At 45.8% G+C, this 14,200-nt stretch carries 12 protein-coding genes, 3 tRNA genes and 2 rRNA genes; 12 read left to right on the top strand and 5 right to left on the bottom strand.

Annotated elements, in window-relative coordinates:
• The 7 genes from T525_RS0110225 to T525_RS0110190 all read left to right on the top strand — a co-directional run.
• Positions 1–248: ribosomal RNA gene (locus T525_RS0110225) — 23S ribosomal RNA — on the top strand; the annotation flags it as partial.
• Positions 249–322: 74 nt separating this feature from the next.
• Positions 323–439: ribosomal RNA gene (gene rrf, locus T525_RS0110220) — 5S ribosomal RNA — on the top strand.
• A gap of 638 nt (positions 440–1,077) precedes the next feature.
• The gene (locus T525_RS0110210) at positions 1,078–1,581 is read left to right on the top strand and encodes a methyl-accepting chemotaxis protein (protein WP_037325608.1); all 504 of its coding nucleotides are present in this window, start codon (positions 1,078–1,080) and stop codon (positions 1,579–1,581) included.
• 122 nt (positions 1,582–1,703) lie between these two features.
• A tRNA-Val gene (locus tag T525_RS0110205) sits at positions 1,704–1,779 on the top strand.
• 43 nt (positions 1,780–1,822) lie between these two features.
• Positions 1,823–1,899: transfer RNA gene (locus T525_RS0110200), tRNA-Asp, on the top strand.
• A gap of 7 nt (positions 1,900–1,906) precedes the next feature.
• Positions 1,907–1,982 (top strand) — tRNA-Phe (locus tag T525_RS0110195).
• A 68-nt stretch (positions 1,983–2,050) separates the two neighbouring features.
• Positions 2,051–2,665: a DedA family protein gene (locus T525_RS0110190; RefSeq protein ID WP_027407124.1), complete on the top strand. Its 615-nt coding sequence runs from the start codon at positions 2,051–2,053 to the stop codon at positions 2,663–2,665.
• A 60-nt stretch (positions 2,666–2,725) separates the two neighbouring features.
• Here T525_RS0110190 and T525_RS0110185 read toward each other — a convergent pair whose 3' ends face one another.
• On the bottom strand, positions 2,726–3,823 hold the full coding sequence (locus T525_RS0110185; protein WP_027407123.1) for a hypothetical protein: 1,098 nt from the start codon (positions 3,821–3,823) through the stop codon (positions 2,726–2,728).
• 214 nt (positions 3,824–4,037) lie between these two features.
• On the opposite strand from T525_RS0110185, the gene T525_RS0110180 reads away from it, so the two are divergent.
• Both T525_RS0110180 and T525_RS0110175 read left to right on the top strand, forming a co-directional pair.
• Positions 4,038–5,354 carry a flagellin gene (locus T525_RS0110180; protein ID WP_027407122.1) on the top strand — a complete coding sequence of 439 codons (1,317 nt, stop codon included), beginning with the start codon at positions 4,038–4,040 and terminating at the stop codon, positions 5,352–5,354.
• 136 nt (positions 5,355–5,490) lie between these two features.
• Entirely contained in the window at positions 5,491–7,398 is a 1,908-nt protein-coding gene (locus T525_RS0110175) for a fructose-1,6-bisphosphatase (protein WP_027407121.1), read from the top strand.
• A gap of 83 nt (positions 7,399–7,481) precedes the next feature.
• Here the strand turns inward: T525_RS0110175 and T525_RS0110170 are convergent, their stop codons facing one another.
• The 4 genes from T525_RS0110170 to T525_RS0110155 are packed head-to-tail and all read right to left on the bottom strand — an operon-like array spanning position 7,482 to position 10,178.
• The gene (locus T525_RS0110170; RefSeq protein WP_027407120.1) at positions 7,482–8,012 is read right to left on the bottom strand and encodes a 2-oxoacid:acceptor oxidoreductase family protein; all 531 of its coding nucleotides are present in this window, start codon (positions 8,010–8,012) and stop codon (positions 7,482–7,484) included.
• Positions 8,009–8,833 (bottom strand): 2-oxoacid:ferredoxin oxidoreductase subunit beta, encoded by an 825-nt coding sequence (locus T525_RS0110165; protein ID WP_027397893.1) that lies wholly within the window; start codon positions 8,831–8,833, stop codon positions 8,009–8,011. Before T525_RS0110165 ends, T525_RS0110170 begins: the two co-directional genes overlap by 4 nt.
• On the bottom strand, positions 8,833–9,981 hold the full coding sequence (locus T525_RS0110160) for a 2-oxoacid:acceptor oxidoreductase subunit alpha (protein WP_027407119.1): 1,149 nt from the start codon (positions 9,979–9,981) through the stop codon (positions 8,833–8,835). The genes T525_RS0110165 and T525_RS0110160 overlap by 1 nt, the downstream gene beginning before the upstream one ends.
• Positions 9,978–10,178 carry a 4Fe-4S binding protein gene (locus T525_RS0110155; RefSeq protein ID WP_027397891.1) on the bottom strand — a complete coding sequence of 67 codons (201 nt, stop codon included), beginning with the start codon at positions 10,176–10,178 and terminating at the stop codon, positions 9,978–9,980. Before T525_RS0110155 ends, T525_RS0110160 begins: the two co-directional genes overlap by 4 nt.
• Positions 10,179–10,483: 305 nt before the next feature.
• On the opposite strand from T525_RS0110155, the gene pheA reads away from it, so the two are divergent.
• From pheA to T525_RS14965, 3 genes are all read left to right on the top strand, one after another.
• Positions 10,484–11,341 carry a prephenate dehydratase gene (gene pheA / locus T525_RS0110150; protein WP_027407118.1) on the top strand — a complete coding sequence of 286 codons (858 nt, stop codon included), beginning with the start codon at positions 10,484–10,486 and terminating at the stop codon, positions 11,339–11,341.
• A gap of 100 nt (positions 11,342–11,441) precedes the next feature.
• Positions 11,442–12,476, top strand: a complete 1,035-nt coding sequence (gene aroF / locus T525_RS0110145) for a 3-deoxy-7-phosphoheptulonate synthase (RefSeq protein WP_027407117.1) — start codon at positions 11,442–11,444, stop codon at positions 12,474–12,476.
• A 57-nt stretch (positions 12,477–12,533) separates the two neighbouring features.
• The gene (locus T525_RS14965) at positions 12,534–14,186 is read left to right on the top strand and encodes a response regulator (RefSeq protein WP_027407116.1); all 1,653 of its coding nucleotides are present in this window, start codon (positions 12,534–12,536) and stop codon (positions 14,184–14,186) included.
• Positions 14,187–14,200: the final 14 nt, after the last annotated feature.

The raw sequence follows: 14,200 nt of genomic DNA, 5'->3' as shown, positions 1-14,200 counted from the left end.
CTAGTACGAGAGGACCGGAGTGGACGAACCAACGGTGTACCAGTTATGACGCCAGTTGTACAGCTGGGTAGCTGCGTTCGGAAGGGATAAACGCTGAAAGCATCTAAGCGTGAAACCCGCCTTGAGATGAGATCTCTCACAGAGTAATCTGGTAAGACTCCTTATAGACGATAAGGTTGATAGGCTGGAAGTGGAAGCGTGGTGACATGTGAAGCTGACCAGTACTAATAAGTCGAGGGCTTAACTTAAAAAGCACTTACTAAGATGAACTTGTTTCTGTATAGTTTTGAGAGTACATGCAAATGTATTTTCAAATTGAATATCTGGTGATGATGGCTATGAGGTCCCACCTGTTCCCATTCCGAACACAGTAGTTAAGCTCATATACGCCGAAAGTACTTGGCTGGAGACGGCCTGGGAGGATAGGAAGTTGCCAGTTAAAAAAAGAGTTATCTCATTCGAGATAACTCTTTTTTACTTGCAGGATTTTATATTTCGGCGTATATGAGCTTTTTAGATTTTATGCCGGCGGTCAGCGTCATCTGCTCAACCAAGTTTCGCAGGACGCTTTCGCATGGGACATATTAACCAATCGGTAAAGCCTCTTGGATATGTCTCCAAAAGTACTTGGCTGGAGGGCAAGATGCCAGTGGCATGTTGCCCGGAAATAGGACGGCTGTATACCGTACTATTTCCGCGACCGGCCTGGGAGAGCTATGGTTGGAAGTTGCCAGTTGCAGCTTAGTCACGGGGAAAACTATTTCGGCTTCATCACTTCGTCTAAATCAGCATGTACTTTAAATATCGGCACTTTCGAAAGCGGCAGAGCCGCACATACATCGAAGCAACAAGTAGGAACTGCCCATGCTGAGCCTGCGGCACATAGACTCCGTTCTTGCAGGCGAAAAATTTCCCCCGTTTCAAACCTTATCCCATGCCACCCGTACATGCCACCCGCAAAATTTTTCCGTGTATTTTTCATCTTTTTTCCTCTCCTTGCAGGTAAAGATAATTATATGTCGAATATAAAAATTTAGACACAGTTATCATTGGATAAATATAGGGAGGACATTGGATATGGCAATAGATAATGAAGCTCAGAGCACTTTGGTAAAGGATATCGCAAGCTATGCAGATGCTGCGTTTGATGAAACTACTTCTCTTGGCAGGAGTGCAGCCAAATTTAACGATGTGGGGCAGGAATCAGTTCAGCAGGCAAAGCTTCTTGCGGAGAAGAATGCTGAGACTATTAAGGCCCTTGGTATTATTGCTGAAATTGCCGAGGAGACCAATCTGCTTTCCCTCAATGCTTCCATTGAGGCAGCACGTGCTGGTGAACAGGGCCGTGGTTTTGCCGTTGTAGCAGAAGAGGTAAGAAAGTTGGCTGAACAGTCCCGTAATGCTACTGAGAGTATTAAGAAGACCCTTAATGAGATGAACAAGGCTGTTACAGATATTACTGCATCCATTAATACTATTGAGTCCATGGGCCGTGAACAGGCCGGTGCCGCTGAGCGTATTAACGCCAGCCTGACCAAGGTTGTGGATGCCTCCAAGGAACTTAAGAACGCTATAGACTGATTTTGGTTGCGCAAAAAAATTATTCAGGTCCAATATTTTATTGGACCTTTTTTCTTGACATCATTTTTCCTTTCCTGTATAATAGCAAATGTTGTGAGCAGGATATATTCCTGTTTGAAAAAGGGCGCTTAGCTCAGCTGGGAGAGCGTCTGCCTTACAAGCAGAATGTCAGCGGTTCGATCCCGTTAGCGCCCACCATAACAATTCCACGAGTTTATCTCGTGTTAATTTTACTGATAACGGCCCGGTAGTTTAGTTGGTTAGAATGCCGCCCTGTCACGGCGGAGGTCAGGGGTTCAAGTCCCCTTCGGGTCGCCATTTTTTTGCCTCGGTAGCTCAGTTGGTAGAGCAGGGGACTGAAAATCCCCGTGTCAGTGGTTCGATTCCGCTCTGAGGCACCATATAGTTTAGACGAGTCCGGTTCGGGGCTCTTTTTTTGTATTTTGCTTACACTTGAAAGGATGTTTCTATGTCACAATTTGCAGATGTGTTCCTTGGATTTATTGATCAGTGGGGTTATCTGGCAGTAGCGGTGCTCATGGGGCTGGAAAATGCCTGTATACCTATTCCCAGTGAGCTGATCCTTGGCTTCGCCGGCTATCTTATTTATATTGATCGCATGACCTTTGTTATGGCTACCGTGGCCGGCATGATAGGCGGTATGGTGGGCTCCATTCTCACATATTATGTGGGACATTTGGGGGGGCGTCCTTTCGTGGACAAATATGGCAAGTACTTCTTTGTGAAAAAATCACATGTGGATATTGCCCAGGAGTGGTTTGACAAGTATGGCGTAAAGGCTGTTTTCTTCAGCCGTATGCTGCCGGTGGTACGTACCTTTATATCCCTGCCAGCGGGGTTTGCCCATGTAGATATCAAGAAGTTTATATTCTACACCTTTGTGGGTTCACTTCCTTGGACCATGCTCATTCTTTTTATTGGTATGATGCTGGGAGAAGGCTGGAAGGTTATGATGGAGGTAGGCCATGAAATCAGTATCGCATTCTGTGTAATCCTGGTGCTGGTGGCTGCAGTTACTTACTACAAGTACAGCAAGCGGAAAAAAGCCAAGAAGCTGTCTTAATTTATGGTATTTTAAAGCCTGTAGTGAAAAGGTTTTCACTACAGGCTTTTATTTTAGCAATTATGGAATTGTTGAGGTTTTGCCGCTACTGATGGCGGTGTTCTTAACCACATCATCAATTCTGTAATCTATATCCATGGCATCCTTCTGATATGATTTGGCCATATTAAATTCGTTGGGAGAATCACTTTCCAGTGCTTCTATAAAATGTCTCCAGGCTTCTACAGTAAGTCTGGTGGATTCCTTGCGTTGGGATGCCAGATATTGGGCACCGTCATTTACAGGAATATTATCCAGCTCATGCTGACGTTTTTCCAGTGCCGGAATAATATCTGAACGGATGTAGGAAACCAGCGTGCTTCTCATGCTGGCCGTCAAAATGCCATCAGAGGATTTATCCAATTTTTTGAATCGGGTTTGCTGGCTGTCCAGAATGTCACCATATTTTTCAATAATATCTGAGGTGGCCTGAATGTAATTTTTCAGTCCCGTTTCCTGGATAGGGCTGAGGAAATCAAGATAATCACGGTAATTTCTGATTTCAGTTACCTTCCAGTCACCATTTCGCTTTAACATTACAACATTAAGGGTAAAGTAGGTATCAGTGTAGCTGTCCTTGACAACAATTCTGGCAATTGCCTCATTGGAACCGGTTTTTCTGATGCTGTCAATTTTCATAAATTCCGTATTTCGAAATTGGGACCGTTCCACCAGATACTCATAATCAATGCCCAGCTGGCGTCCCTTCAGGATGTTGTCACCGGTTGGGGTAGCCCACTGTCCGTAAGGTATATAGTCAAGTATCAGTGAATTGGTTTCACTTACCACCTGTGGTTTTATTTTCATATAGAAGGTTTCAAACATCACTTTGGTTTCTGTGGTAAGATCACTGTCATGGGCAAACATATCCCGGGTCAGGTCATCATAGGCCTTGCCGGTTATACTTTCCATGTCACAGTACTTTTCTATTGTAGCCTGATTCTTAGTTTTAAAGGCCTGCTGCAGTTGATTTAAAGCGTATTCAGGTGTTGAGGCATAAAAGAAATACCAAAACACATATCCTAAGACTGCGGCCATTATAAGGATAGCGACAATTCTTTGAATTCTGGTTCGTCTACGACCTTGGGCAAGCATATCCTGCCAGTCGATTTTTTTCATTATATAAAAATCCTCCCCTTGGAGTGAAGTCTCATACACACTATTATAACGCATTTGTTCAAATTTTTCTTTCAAAATAAGAAAATATTTCTCGCAAAAAAATCTAAAAAAATATTTAATTTTTCTTAAGTAAATATCGATAAAATTATACAAGAATAATGATGTCATGAAGTGTCATGGATGATAAACAGTAATAGGCAAGGAGGTAATATATATGGCTACCATCGGTTCATATGCACAGCAGCTTGCTCTCCTTAATACATTAAATATGAATTACGGCAGGGCAGTAAAGAGTGCCAATCAGGTTGCTACAGGCAATAAAATTAATTCTGCCAAGGATAATGCGTCCTATTACGCTATCGGCAAGCGTATGGATGTGAAAATCGGTTCCTTGGGACAGGCTACCTCCAACGTTCAGACCGGCAACAGCATGCTGAATGTGGCAAGCGGTGCCATGGACAATACGCTGGAGATTTTGACTACCCTGAAGGAAAAGGCTATTGCAGCGGCAAATTCCACCGCCAAGGACAGTGACAGAGCCACTATCCAGAAGGAGTTTAATCAGTATCTTGACCAGATTAATGACAATTCCATGGTATCCTATAACGGCAAATATTTGCTCAATGGTTCCAATAAAGCGGCTACTATGGAAACAAGCCAGGCTTACACGAATAATAGTCTGGGATTGGATACCACCGGGGCCACCAAGCTTACCGACCTTACCAGACGTCAGGGGGACAGCCTGAATATTGATGCCACGGATACGGTAAATGTTTCCTTCGTAAAGGATGGCAAGACCTATTCCACTTCCTTTACTGCGGGAGAAGCCACTCTGGCAGATGTGTTCAAGAAGGCCAACGAGGCAGGGGCAGGAGAAGTGTTTGATACTTCCTCCATGGATACTGCCACTTCTCTGATTGGTACTGATGCCAGCGGTAAAGAGGTTCATACCGCAGATGATCAGAATGCCGTTACTGTGAAGGCTGCCCAGTCCGGCACTGCAGGCTCCATTGCGGGCTTTACCATTTCTGTTACGGATGCTGAGGGCAATGTTAAGAAGTCCACCAATTCCGATTTGGACAATTTCACTGAGTCCATTGGGGCAGCGGATAACAGAGGGGATAATTCACTAGTGCTTCATACCGGTTCTGAATCCACCCAGAACATGCACATGGCTCTGGGGGATGCAAGTGCAAGGGGCTTGGGACTTCAGGGGTCTGATGGTTCCTATCTCAGCGTTTCTACACAGGAGGATGCCAATGCGGCCATCAATGTTATTGATAACGCCATTAACCGTCTCCTTGATCAGCAGACCAGTGTAGGCTCCATGCAGTCAAGGCTTGATTATACCCACACTAATCTGGTGACCCAGCAGACTAATGTTACTGATTCTGTCACCACTATTATTGGCGCTGATATGGCAAAGGCAATTACGGAATATACCAGCTATAATATCAGAACTCAGGCGGCTCAGGCTATGCTGGCTCAGTCCATGAGCAACTCCTCCTGGTTCCTGAATCTGCTCCAATAAGAAGTTATAGGCGTATATTTCTAAAGCATGAAAAGGGACTGGCAATACAGTCCCTTTTTTTAGTACAATAGTAGTTAAGGAAAAAGGGGCTTTTTCCCCTTAGTTTTTAGATGTAAAAAAGAGAGGCACTTTACTGATGAAAGCACCAATCACAAATTTGCAAAAGCAGAAGCAAAGATATTTAAGGCTGTTGGCGGAGAAGTATCCTACCAAGGAATCCGTTTATTCAAAATTGATTCATCTCCAGGCCAGCCTTAGCCTGCCAAAGGGGGTTGAGCACTTTTTAAGTGACCTGCATGGGGAATATGAGCTTTTCTATCATATTTTCAACAACTGCTCCGGGGTAATCAAAGAAAAGGTTGATTATGTATTTGGGGCCCGTCTGACAGATGAGGAAAAGGCCGAATTCTGCACCCTTATCTATTATCCTAAGGAAAAGATTGAGCAGATGAAGGATAAGCGCCGCAATAATCCGGAATGGTATCGGGAAAGTCTGGCCAGACTCCTTGAGGTGGTAAAGTTAATGAGCTACAAGTATCCTTTGGACAAGGTTAACAGCTTTGTACCGAAGCGTTACCGCAGCGTAATCATGGAGCTTTTGAATACCCACCCGGAGGCAGACCATGCCCAGTTTATTTATCACAAGCGGCTTTTGAATATGATTGTCCAGGTGGATGGGGCATCGGATTTCATTATCGCCTTAACCATTTTGATTAAACGCCTGGCTGTGGATCACATGCATATTGTGGGTGATTTCTTCGACAGAGGCAACCGTCCTGATGCAATTATGGAAATGGTAATGAATTATCCTTCCATAGATATCCAGTGGGGAAACCATGATGTTATGTGGATGGGAGCGGCCTGCGGCAGTGAGGTTTGCATTGCGGGAGTTGTCAGAAACAGCTTGCGGTATAACAATACCGATGTATTGGAGAAGGGCTATGCCATCAGTCTTCGTCCACTTTCCCTCTTTGCACACCGTATTTATCCTGATGAAAGCCCATTAAAGGCCTCGGAAAAGGCCATGTCTATGATTATGTTCAAGCTGGAGGGGCAGCTTATTAAGCGTAATCCTGATTTCCATATGGACAGCCGCCTGCTGCTTGAGTATGTGGATTATAAGACCTCCTGCTTCAAAAAGGATGGCAAGAGATATGAATTGTCCTCTGCTTATTTCCCTACCATTGACCCGAAAAATCCTTACGAGCTCACCAAGGAAGAAGCGGCTATTATGGAGCATTTAAAGTCCTTCTTTATTGAAAGCGAGCAGCTGCGCCGCCACGTGGATTATCTTTATAAGCACGGCAGCGTATATACCTGCTTCAACGGTAATTTGCTTTTCCATGGCTGTGTGCCTCTCAACAACGATGGTTCCTTTAAGGAAATAACCTTTGATGGCAAGAAGTACAAGGGAAGGGCATATCTGGATTTCGTTGACCAGCTGGCCAGAAAGGCCCAGTCAGGCAAGGACCAGAGAGCTTTGGATTTCATGTGGTTCCTGTGGAGTGGCCTTCTTTCTCCTATCAGCGGCCGTGAATTCCGCACCTTCGAACGTATGTTCTTGGTGGACGAGTCCACCTGGAAGGAGCCGTCAGATCCTTATTATAAGCTGATTAACAAGGAAGAGGTCTGCGAGAAGATTTTGGAGGAATTCGGACTGGATCCGGAGGAGGGACATATTATTAATGGTCACGTGCCGGTGAAGGTAAAGAAGGGTGAGACACCTGTAAAGGCCAATGGCAAGGCTATCGTCATTGATGGCGGCTTCTGCCGTGCCTATCACAACAAGACGGGTATCTCCGGCTACACCCTTATTTCCAATTCCCGCGGCTTGAGGCTGCTGGAGCACCAGACAGTTGCTGATGTAAAAGAAGCCCTGAAGAACAACAAGGACATCGAATCCGTATCTGAAACCCTGGAACTGCAGTCCAAGAACACCAGCGTGGGAGATACTGATGAGGGAAAGGTTATTCAGGAGGAAATTACAGATCTTTACAATCTCCTGACAGCTTACCAGAACGGAACGTTGAAGCCAAAAGATTAATATTATAAATAAAATACCTCCTGAAGGGATTGGCATTGGCCTTTTCTTTCAGGAGGTATTATTTTTAGGATATCAAGTGTTTTTTATTTTTCGGGAACAGCATCCCAGCCCACCTGCAGAGCCTTCATGTTCTGCTCTACGGTATGAGGTGGTACACGGTTGGCAACGGCCTTTTTGATGGATTCAAAATCAACAATGCCGGTGATGCGTACCAGAGCACCAAGAGCCACAATATTGGCAAAGAGGGACTTTCCAATCTCTTCCACTGCCAGCTTGGTGATCGGAATGCGGATGATATTCTTAAACTTAGGTGGTTCTGGTACCAGATCAGTATCAAGCACAAGAACTCCTTCCGGATTAAGGTCTGCATAATACTTGTCTGCAGCCTTTTGGGTCATGGCCAGTACCAGATCCGGAACCTCAACGTGAGGATGGTAGATTGGCTGGTCATCAATAATAACCTCGGACTTGGAGGCACCGCCGCGGGCCTCAGGACCATAGGACTGGGACTGTACAGCCTCCTTGCCCTCTGATACAGCAGCCTCGGCAAAAATAATAGCAGCGGTTATTACACCCTGGCCGCCTGAGCCAGATAATCTAAGCTGTTTTCTCATTTATCAGCACCTCCTGCAATCTGAATAACCTCGTTGTAGGCAGTTGCATAATCTGTTTCGCTTTCATTGTAGAAGAGGCCGATAGGGAATTTTTCCTCAGTCTTCTTATCATCTGGAAGCTTGTCCCAGGCTGCCTTCATTACAGCGTTGTCACGCATCCACATCATCATCTTGGCCGGGTCAGCCATCTTGTTCTTGCGGCCGAAGGAGGTAGGACACTGGCAGATAGCCTCTACAAATGAGAAGCCCTTGTTGTCGATACCCCCGGCAATCATGTCAGTAAGATGCTGAACATGGAAGGCAGTGGAGCGGGCTACATAGGTAGCACCGGCAGCCTCAGCCAGACGGCAGGCGTCAAAGTTTCTGTCAATGGCACCGTAAGGTGCAGTGGTGGCCTTCTTGTGGGTAGGAGTCATAGGAGAGGCCTGACCGCCGGTCATACCATATATGCTGTTATTAAAGAGCACTACAGTGAGATCCACATTACGGCGGCAGCCGTGAATGAAGTGATTGCCGCCGATGGCAGTGCAGTCACCATCACCAGTAATAACGATAACATTCAGCTCTGGATTTGCCAGCTTAATGCCGGTGGCAAAAGGAATTGCACGGCCATGAGCTGTATGGAGTGTATCGAAGTCCATATAGCCGGAAGCTCTGGAGGAGCAGCCGATACCGGAAACGATTACAGTTTTATCCTGATCCAGACCCTTCTTTTCTATGGCCTGAACGATGGCCTTCATAACAATGCCGTTGCCACAGCCTGGACACCAGAGGTGTGGCAGGCGATTCTGACGAAAATATTTTTCAAAAGATCTTTCCATTATGCCTTACCTCCTGCTACAAGCTCATCAATTCCGGCTTCAATCTCAGCTGGTTCAAAGATAGTCATGTCATATTTGGCGCAGAGCTCTACAGGGCACTTGCCGGCTACAACACGCTCAACCTCGCCTACCAGCTGACCATAATTCAGCTCAGCCACCAGAATGCCCTTAACCTTTTCAGCTATCTTCTTGACAGCCTTGTCGGCAAATGGCCAGATGGTAATGAGACGGACCATGCCTACCTTAACACCCTTCTTACGGGCATTGGCAACGGCTTCATAAGCAGTACGGGCGGTGCCGCCAAAGGCAATTACGGCATATTCTGCATCATCCATGAAGTATTCCTCTACATGGGTGATTTCATCACGGGCAATTTCAATTTTGTCGTGGAGGCGCTTGGTCACCTCGCGGGTAATTTTTGGACTGCCGATAGGGAAACCGGTATCATCGTGGATAAGACCAGTTACATGAATGTGGTAGCCCTCGCCGAAGTTGGCGGTGTTTGGCACCAAATCCTTATCAGGAGTAAATGGCTCATAGCCCTCTGCTCTGGTGCAGGAAGGTTTGCGGCGTGGGTAGATTTCGATGGCTGATGCTTCAGGAAGTTCCACCTTCTCACGCAAATGACCAACGATTTCATCCATCAGGAGAATAACAGGAGTGCGGAAACGCTCGGAATAATTAACAGCCATAACAGCAGTATCAAATGCCTCACGGACACTCCATGGGGACAGGGCAATCATTGGATGGTCGCCGTGGGTACCCCAGCGGGCCTGCATAACATCACCCTGTGAAGGAGCTGTAGGCTGACCAGTGGACGGACCAACACGCTGTACGTTTACGATAACAACAGGAATTTCAGCAGCAGCAGCGTAGCCGATAAGCTCCTGCTTAAGGGAAATACCAGGGCCGGAGGAAGCAGTGACAGCTTTCTTTCCAGCCAGGGATGCACCTAAAACAACACCCATACTGGCAATTTCGTCCTCCATCTGCACAAACTTGCCCCCAACAGTTGGCAGCAGCTTGGCCATACCTTCTGCAACCTCTGTAGAAGGTGTAATAGGGTAACCGCCAAAGAAGCGTACGCCTGCCGCTAATGCGCCCTCTACGCAGGCTTCATTACCTTGCATTAATCTCGCTTTACTCATGCCTTCACCTTCTTATCTACAAAAATTGCGTAATCTGGACAACGAAGTTCGCACTGACCACAGGCAATGCAGGCATCGGCATTAACTACCATTACCTTTCCCAGCTCGTCCACGGCAAGAACCTGCTTCGGGCAGAATGCCACGCAGATACCACACCCCTTGCATCGCGGAAGCTTGATAGTAATTTCGGAATTCATTTTCTCCCCTCCAATTACTCATACATAATACACTTGGCAATCCTTTAGAAAAAATCTAACGATGCACTCTTAAATAGATTATATCAGAATTTTGGCAATATTTAATAAATTTATCAAACATTTTTGACAATATACAAAAATAAAATACTATCTATACCCAAATGTTATAGTAGAACAAAAAACATCTGTCAATGTACAATACCTAAATGTGTAACATTATTGCGAATTTTTGCTATAAAATATATAATTAATTTACATTGTTACAGTAGCTTTATGTATTATTTTGGATAGAGATGGGTGGTTTATTGGTGGAAACTTTAGGATACTTGGGGCCTGTGGGAACCCACAGCGAAGCGGCGGCATTGTATTTGAATGAACAGTTGCCGGAAAAATGCAGGCTGGTTCCCCTGGCCAATATTTATGCAGCCATACATGCGGTGGAAACTGGCGCAGTGGATACGTGTCTGGTGCCCGTAGAAAATTCCATAGAGGGTTCCATTAACATCACCCTTGATACACTGGCCAACTGTGATGGCCTGAAGGTTATTCGGGAACTGATTTGGGGCGTACACAACCACCTTATGGCAAAGGAGAATCATGGTCCCATTACCAGGATTTTGTCCCATGCCCAGCCTTTGGCCCAGTGTCGGGAGTACCTTATGAAAAACTATCCCCAGGCGGAGCAGGAGGCCGTGGTGAGTACAGCAGCAGCTGCTGCCCAGGTGGGGGAAATGGCAAATGACAGCGGCTGGGCGGCTATATGCACCGAAAGGGCAGGAGAAATGAACGGTCTTGTGGCTGTTGACCATAATATTGAAGACCGGGATAATAATTCCACCCGATTTTATCAGCTTGCCCGCAATGATTACAGCACTGAACTTCCTGAGGAAAAGACACTTATTATATGCCAGATAGATGGCAAGGATGCAGGACGTCTTTGCGAGGTTCTTTTGGAAATGGCCACAAGGGATGTGAACATGACCCGTATCGAGTCACGGCCCGCCAGAACAGGACTGGGAGAATATATTTTCTTTTTTGATGTTGATGTTCCAAAAAGAATTGTAAATCTCGATGCGGCCATGCAAGGAATCCGCCGCAAGAGCGTGTGGCTGAAAAATCCGGGGCGCTTTCCCGTAATTTGTGCAGACAACAGAAGAGAGTAGAATATTTTTTTCCATTATGTAAGGAATATTTTGCCTTTGGCAAAATTTGAACAATGGCGTTATAATATAATGAAAGACGTATATTATAAAGAGGTATTTGATGGTTATTATTATGCAGGCTGGTGCTGATGAAAGCAGCATTCAGGAGGTTATAAAGGCAATTGAATACAACGGGCTCTCCGGAAAGGTTATGGAGGGAGAGTTTCAGACTATCATAGGGGTTATTGGTGACCGTGAGAAGATGTGCTGTCTTAACGTGGAGTCACTTGAAGGTGTAGAAAAAGCAGTGAGTATTTCTAAGAGTTACAAGTTGGTCAGCCGGGAATATCATCCCCAGCCTACGGTGATTGATATTGACGGCATTAAAGTCGGTGATGGCAATTTGGTGGCCATAGCTGGTCCCTGTGCAGTGGAATCCAGGGAGCAGATAATGGAGGCTGCTGAAATTGTAAAATCCGGGGGAGCACAGTTCCTGCGGGGCGGTGCATACAAACCCAGAACTTCACCATATTCATTCCAAGGACTGGAGGAGTTGGGGCTGAAGTATCTGGCAGAGACAGGCAAGCGTTACGGCCTTAAAATTGTTTCAGAAGTCACCGAGGTGGAAAATGTAAATAAGGTTGCTGAGTACGTGGATGTGCTGCAAATCGGTGCAAGAAATATGCAGAATTTCCGTCTTCTTAAGGAAGTGGGACGCCAGCATAAGCCGGTTCTATTAAAGCGAGGCATATCTGCTACCATAGATGAATGGCTAAATGCCGCTGAGTACATTATGAGTGAGGGCAATGAACAGATTATCTTGTGTGAACGGGGTATCAGGAGTTATGAGGAATATACCCGCAATACTCTGGATTTAAGTGCAGTGGCTGCGGTTAAGCATTTGTCCCATTTGCCAATTATTGTGGATCCAAGCCATGGGACAGGCAAGTGGCGCATGGTAAAACCAATGGCCTTTGCAGCTGTGGCTGCAGGAGCTGACGGACTAATGATGGAAATGCACCCTGATCCGGCCAAGGCCCTTTCTGATGGTCCACAGTCCTTAACCCCTGAGCATTACAGGGATATAATGGATGGTGTGAACAAGCTGGCTGCCTTTTTACAGGAGTCCGGTCTGGCCATACGTGATATTGGATAATCGTATTTTTAGCTGTTTGACCTTTGATAAGACATTTTAATAGGCGGGAATGGTTATATGAGCGAAGACAATGTAAAAACCAAAGAAAATAACAATGGAATATCTGAGGCTGATATGGAACGCACTGTTATCGAGCGGGCCATCCATGACAACGCTGATTTTATCGGCTACATTGAAGTTAAAACCGGTCAAATGCGTGTTTTAAGGCATAATTTTTCCTTCTTTGATGAAGAGGAAGTGCCTCCTTTCGATTATGAAAGCAGCGTCAGTGCTTTTATTGACGAACATATGCCGGCTGAGGACAGAAGTATTTGCCACAAGATGCTGCAGCTTTCAAATATCGTTGAAACGGTGAATATGTTTGGGGAATTTACGGGCACCTTCAAGGAGTTTAAGGATTTTTCAAGTCCTGTCAGGTACAAGAAGCTGAGTCTTCGTTATCTTGATAAGAAGGAAAAGGCTGTGTTGATTGCGGTACAGACGGATATTACGGAAATTACCACAGAGAATCGTCAGATGCAGGATGCCATGCGCGGTGCTCTTAAGCATGCGGAGACTGTCAGCAAGGCAAAGTCCCAGCTCCTTTTCCAGATGAGCCGGGAAATCCGTACCCCTCTAAACACCATTGTTGGTATGACTGAGCTGGGCAAGGGACGTGCCGAGCAAAAGGATTATGTGAAGTATTGCCTTGATAAGATTGAGGATTCCTCCAAGGTATTGCTGGACATGATTGAGAATGTGCTGGCCCTTTCCCACGTGGAAAATAATGATATTCAGCTCAATAATGATGTGGTGCTGTTCCAGCCATTTATTGAGACTGTGGCAGGAAAGGCCAGAAATGATGCCTATGCCAAGAAGATTAATTTCCAGCTGGAGGTTGATCCTAATGTGGCCAAGTGCTTCCGCTTTGATGCTGACAGAATGCGTCAGGTGCTGAAAAATATCCTTAATAATGCCATTAAGTTTACTCAGCGCTTTGGCAAGGTTACTTTGGGGGTCAAGTGCATTGCTGAGAAATTCGGTAGACAATCCCTGGAGTTTTCCATAAAGGATACTGGTGTTGGTATTGATGACAGTTTCCAGCCCAGGGTTTTTGATGCATTTTCCCAGGAGTATGCAGGCAATAATAACATTTATGGTGGTTCCGGTCTGGGGCTGGCTATTTGTAATCACATTATCAAGAAAATGGGCGGCATCATTGATTTTGACAGCGCCAAAGGGGTAGGTAGTACCTTCCGCATTAATGTGGATCTGGAAGTGGCCACTTCAACATATCAGGTTAGTGACGAGGAGGATATTTGCCGCGGTCGGAGAGTATTGCTGGCAGAGGACAATGAAATTAATTTGGAGATCTGCAAGCAGCTGCTGATGACCCGTGGCATGGTAGTGGACGAGGCTGAAAATGGTCAGGAGGCCCTTAGCCAGTATATGTCCAATGCGCCAGGAACCTATGATTTGATATTGATGGACGTAAGAATGCCTTATATGGATGGGCTTGCTGCCACCAAGAAGATAAGGACCTCCGGCAAGTCTGACAGCAAGAAGGTGCCAATACTGGCTCTTACAGCAAATGCACGGGACGAGGACATCCGTCAGTCCTTTGAGGCTGGCATGAATGCCCATCTCACAAAGCCTATTAACGTGGAAGACCTTTACAGAAGCATTGAAAAGGCCCTGCGGGGAGAGCTGGTCCGTCGGGCTGAGGATTAAAAATATCAATAAAA

This window comes from Anaerovibrio sp. RM50 (genome assembly GCF_000622005.1).
Taxonomy (GTDB): domain Bacteria; phylum Bacillota; class Negativicutes; order Selenomonadales; family Selenomonadaceae; genus Anaerovibrio.
Note: the sequence above shows the minus strand (reverse complement) of the source record. Positions and strands in the feature narration are given on the sequence as shown.

Bases quoted from the DNA above. Each gene is read 5' to 3' on its own strand.
- T525_RS0110185 (WP_027407123.1), bottom strand. From the start codon at position 3,823: ATGAAAAAAATCGACTGGCAGGATATGCTTGCCCAAGGTCGTAGACGA.
- aroF (WP_027407117.1), top strand. From the start codon at position 11,442: ATGGTTATTATTATGCAGGCTGGTGCTGATGAAAGCAGCATTCAGGAG.
- T525_RS0110210 (WP_037325608.1), top strand. From the start codon at position 1,078: ATGGCAATAGATAATGAAGCTCAGAGCACTTTGGTAAAGGATATCGCA.
- T525_RS0110165 (WP_027397893.1), bottom strand. From the start codon at position 8,833: ATGGAAAGATCTTTTGAAAAATATTTTCGTCAGAATCGCCTGCCACAC.
- T525_RS0110190 (WP_027407124.1), top strand. From the start codon at position 2,051: ATGTCACAATTTGCAGATGTGTTCCTTGGATTTATTGATCAGTGGGGT.
- T525_RS0110155 (WP_027397891.1), bottom strand. From the start codon at position 10,178: ATGAATTCCGAAATTACTATCAAGCTTCCGCGATGCAAGGGGTGTGGT.
- T525_RS0110175 (WP_027407121.1), top strand. From the start codon at position 5,491: ATGAAAGCACCAATCACAAATTTGCAAAAGCAGAAGCAAAGATATTTA.
- T525_RS0110180 (WP_027407122.1), top strand. From the start codon at position 4,038: ATGGCTACCATCGGTTCATATGCACAGCAGCTTGCTCTCCTTAATACA.
- T525_RS0110170 (WP_027407120.1), bottom strand. From the start codon at position 8,012: ATGAGAAAACAGCTTAGATTATCTGGCTCAGGCGGCCAGGGTGTAATA.
- T525_RS0110160 (WP_027407119.1), bottom strand. From the start codon at position 9,981: ATGAGTAAAGCGAGATTAATGCAAGGTAATGAAGCCTGCGTAGAGGGC.
- T525_RS14965 (WP_027407116.1), top strand. From the start codon at position 12,534: ATGAGCGAAGACAATGTAAAAACCAAAGAAAATAACAATGGAATATCT.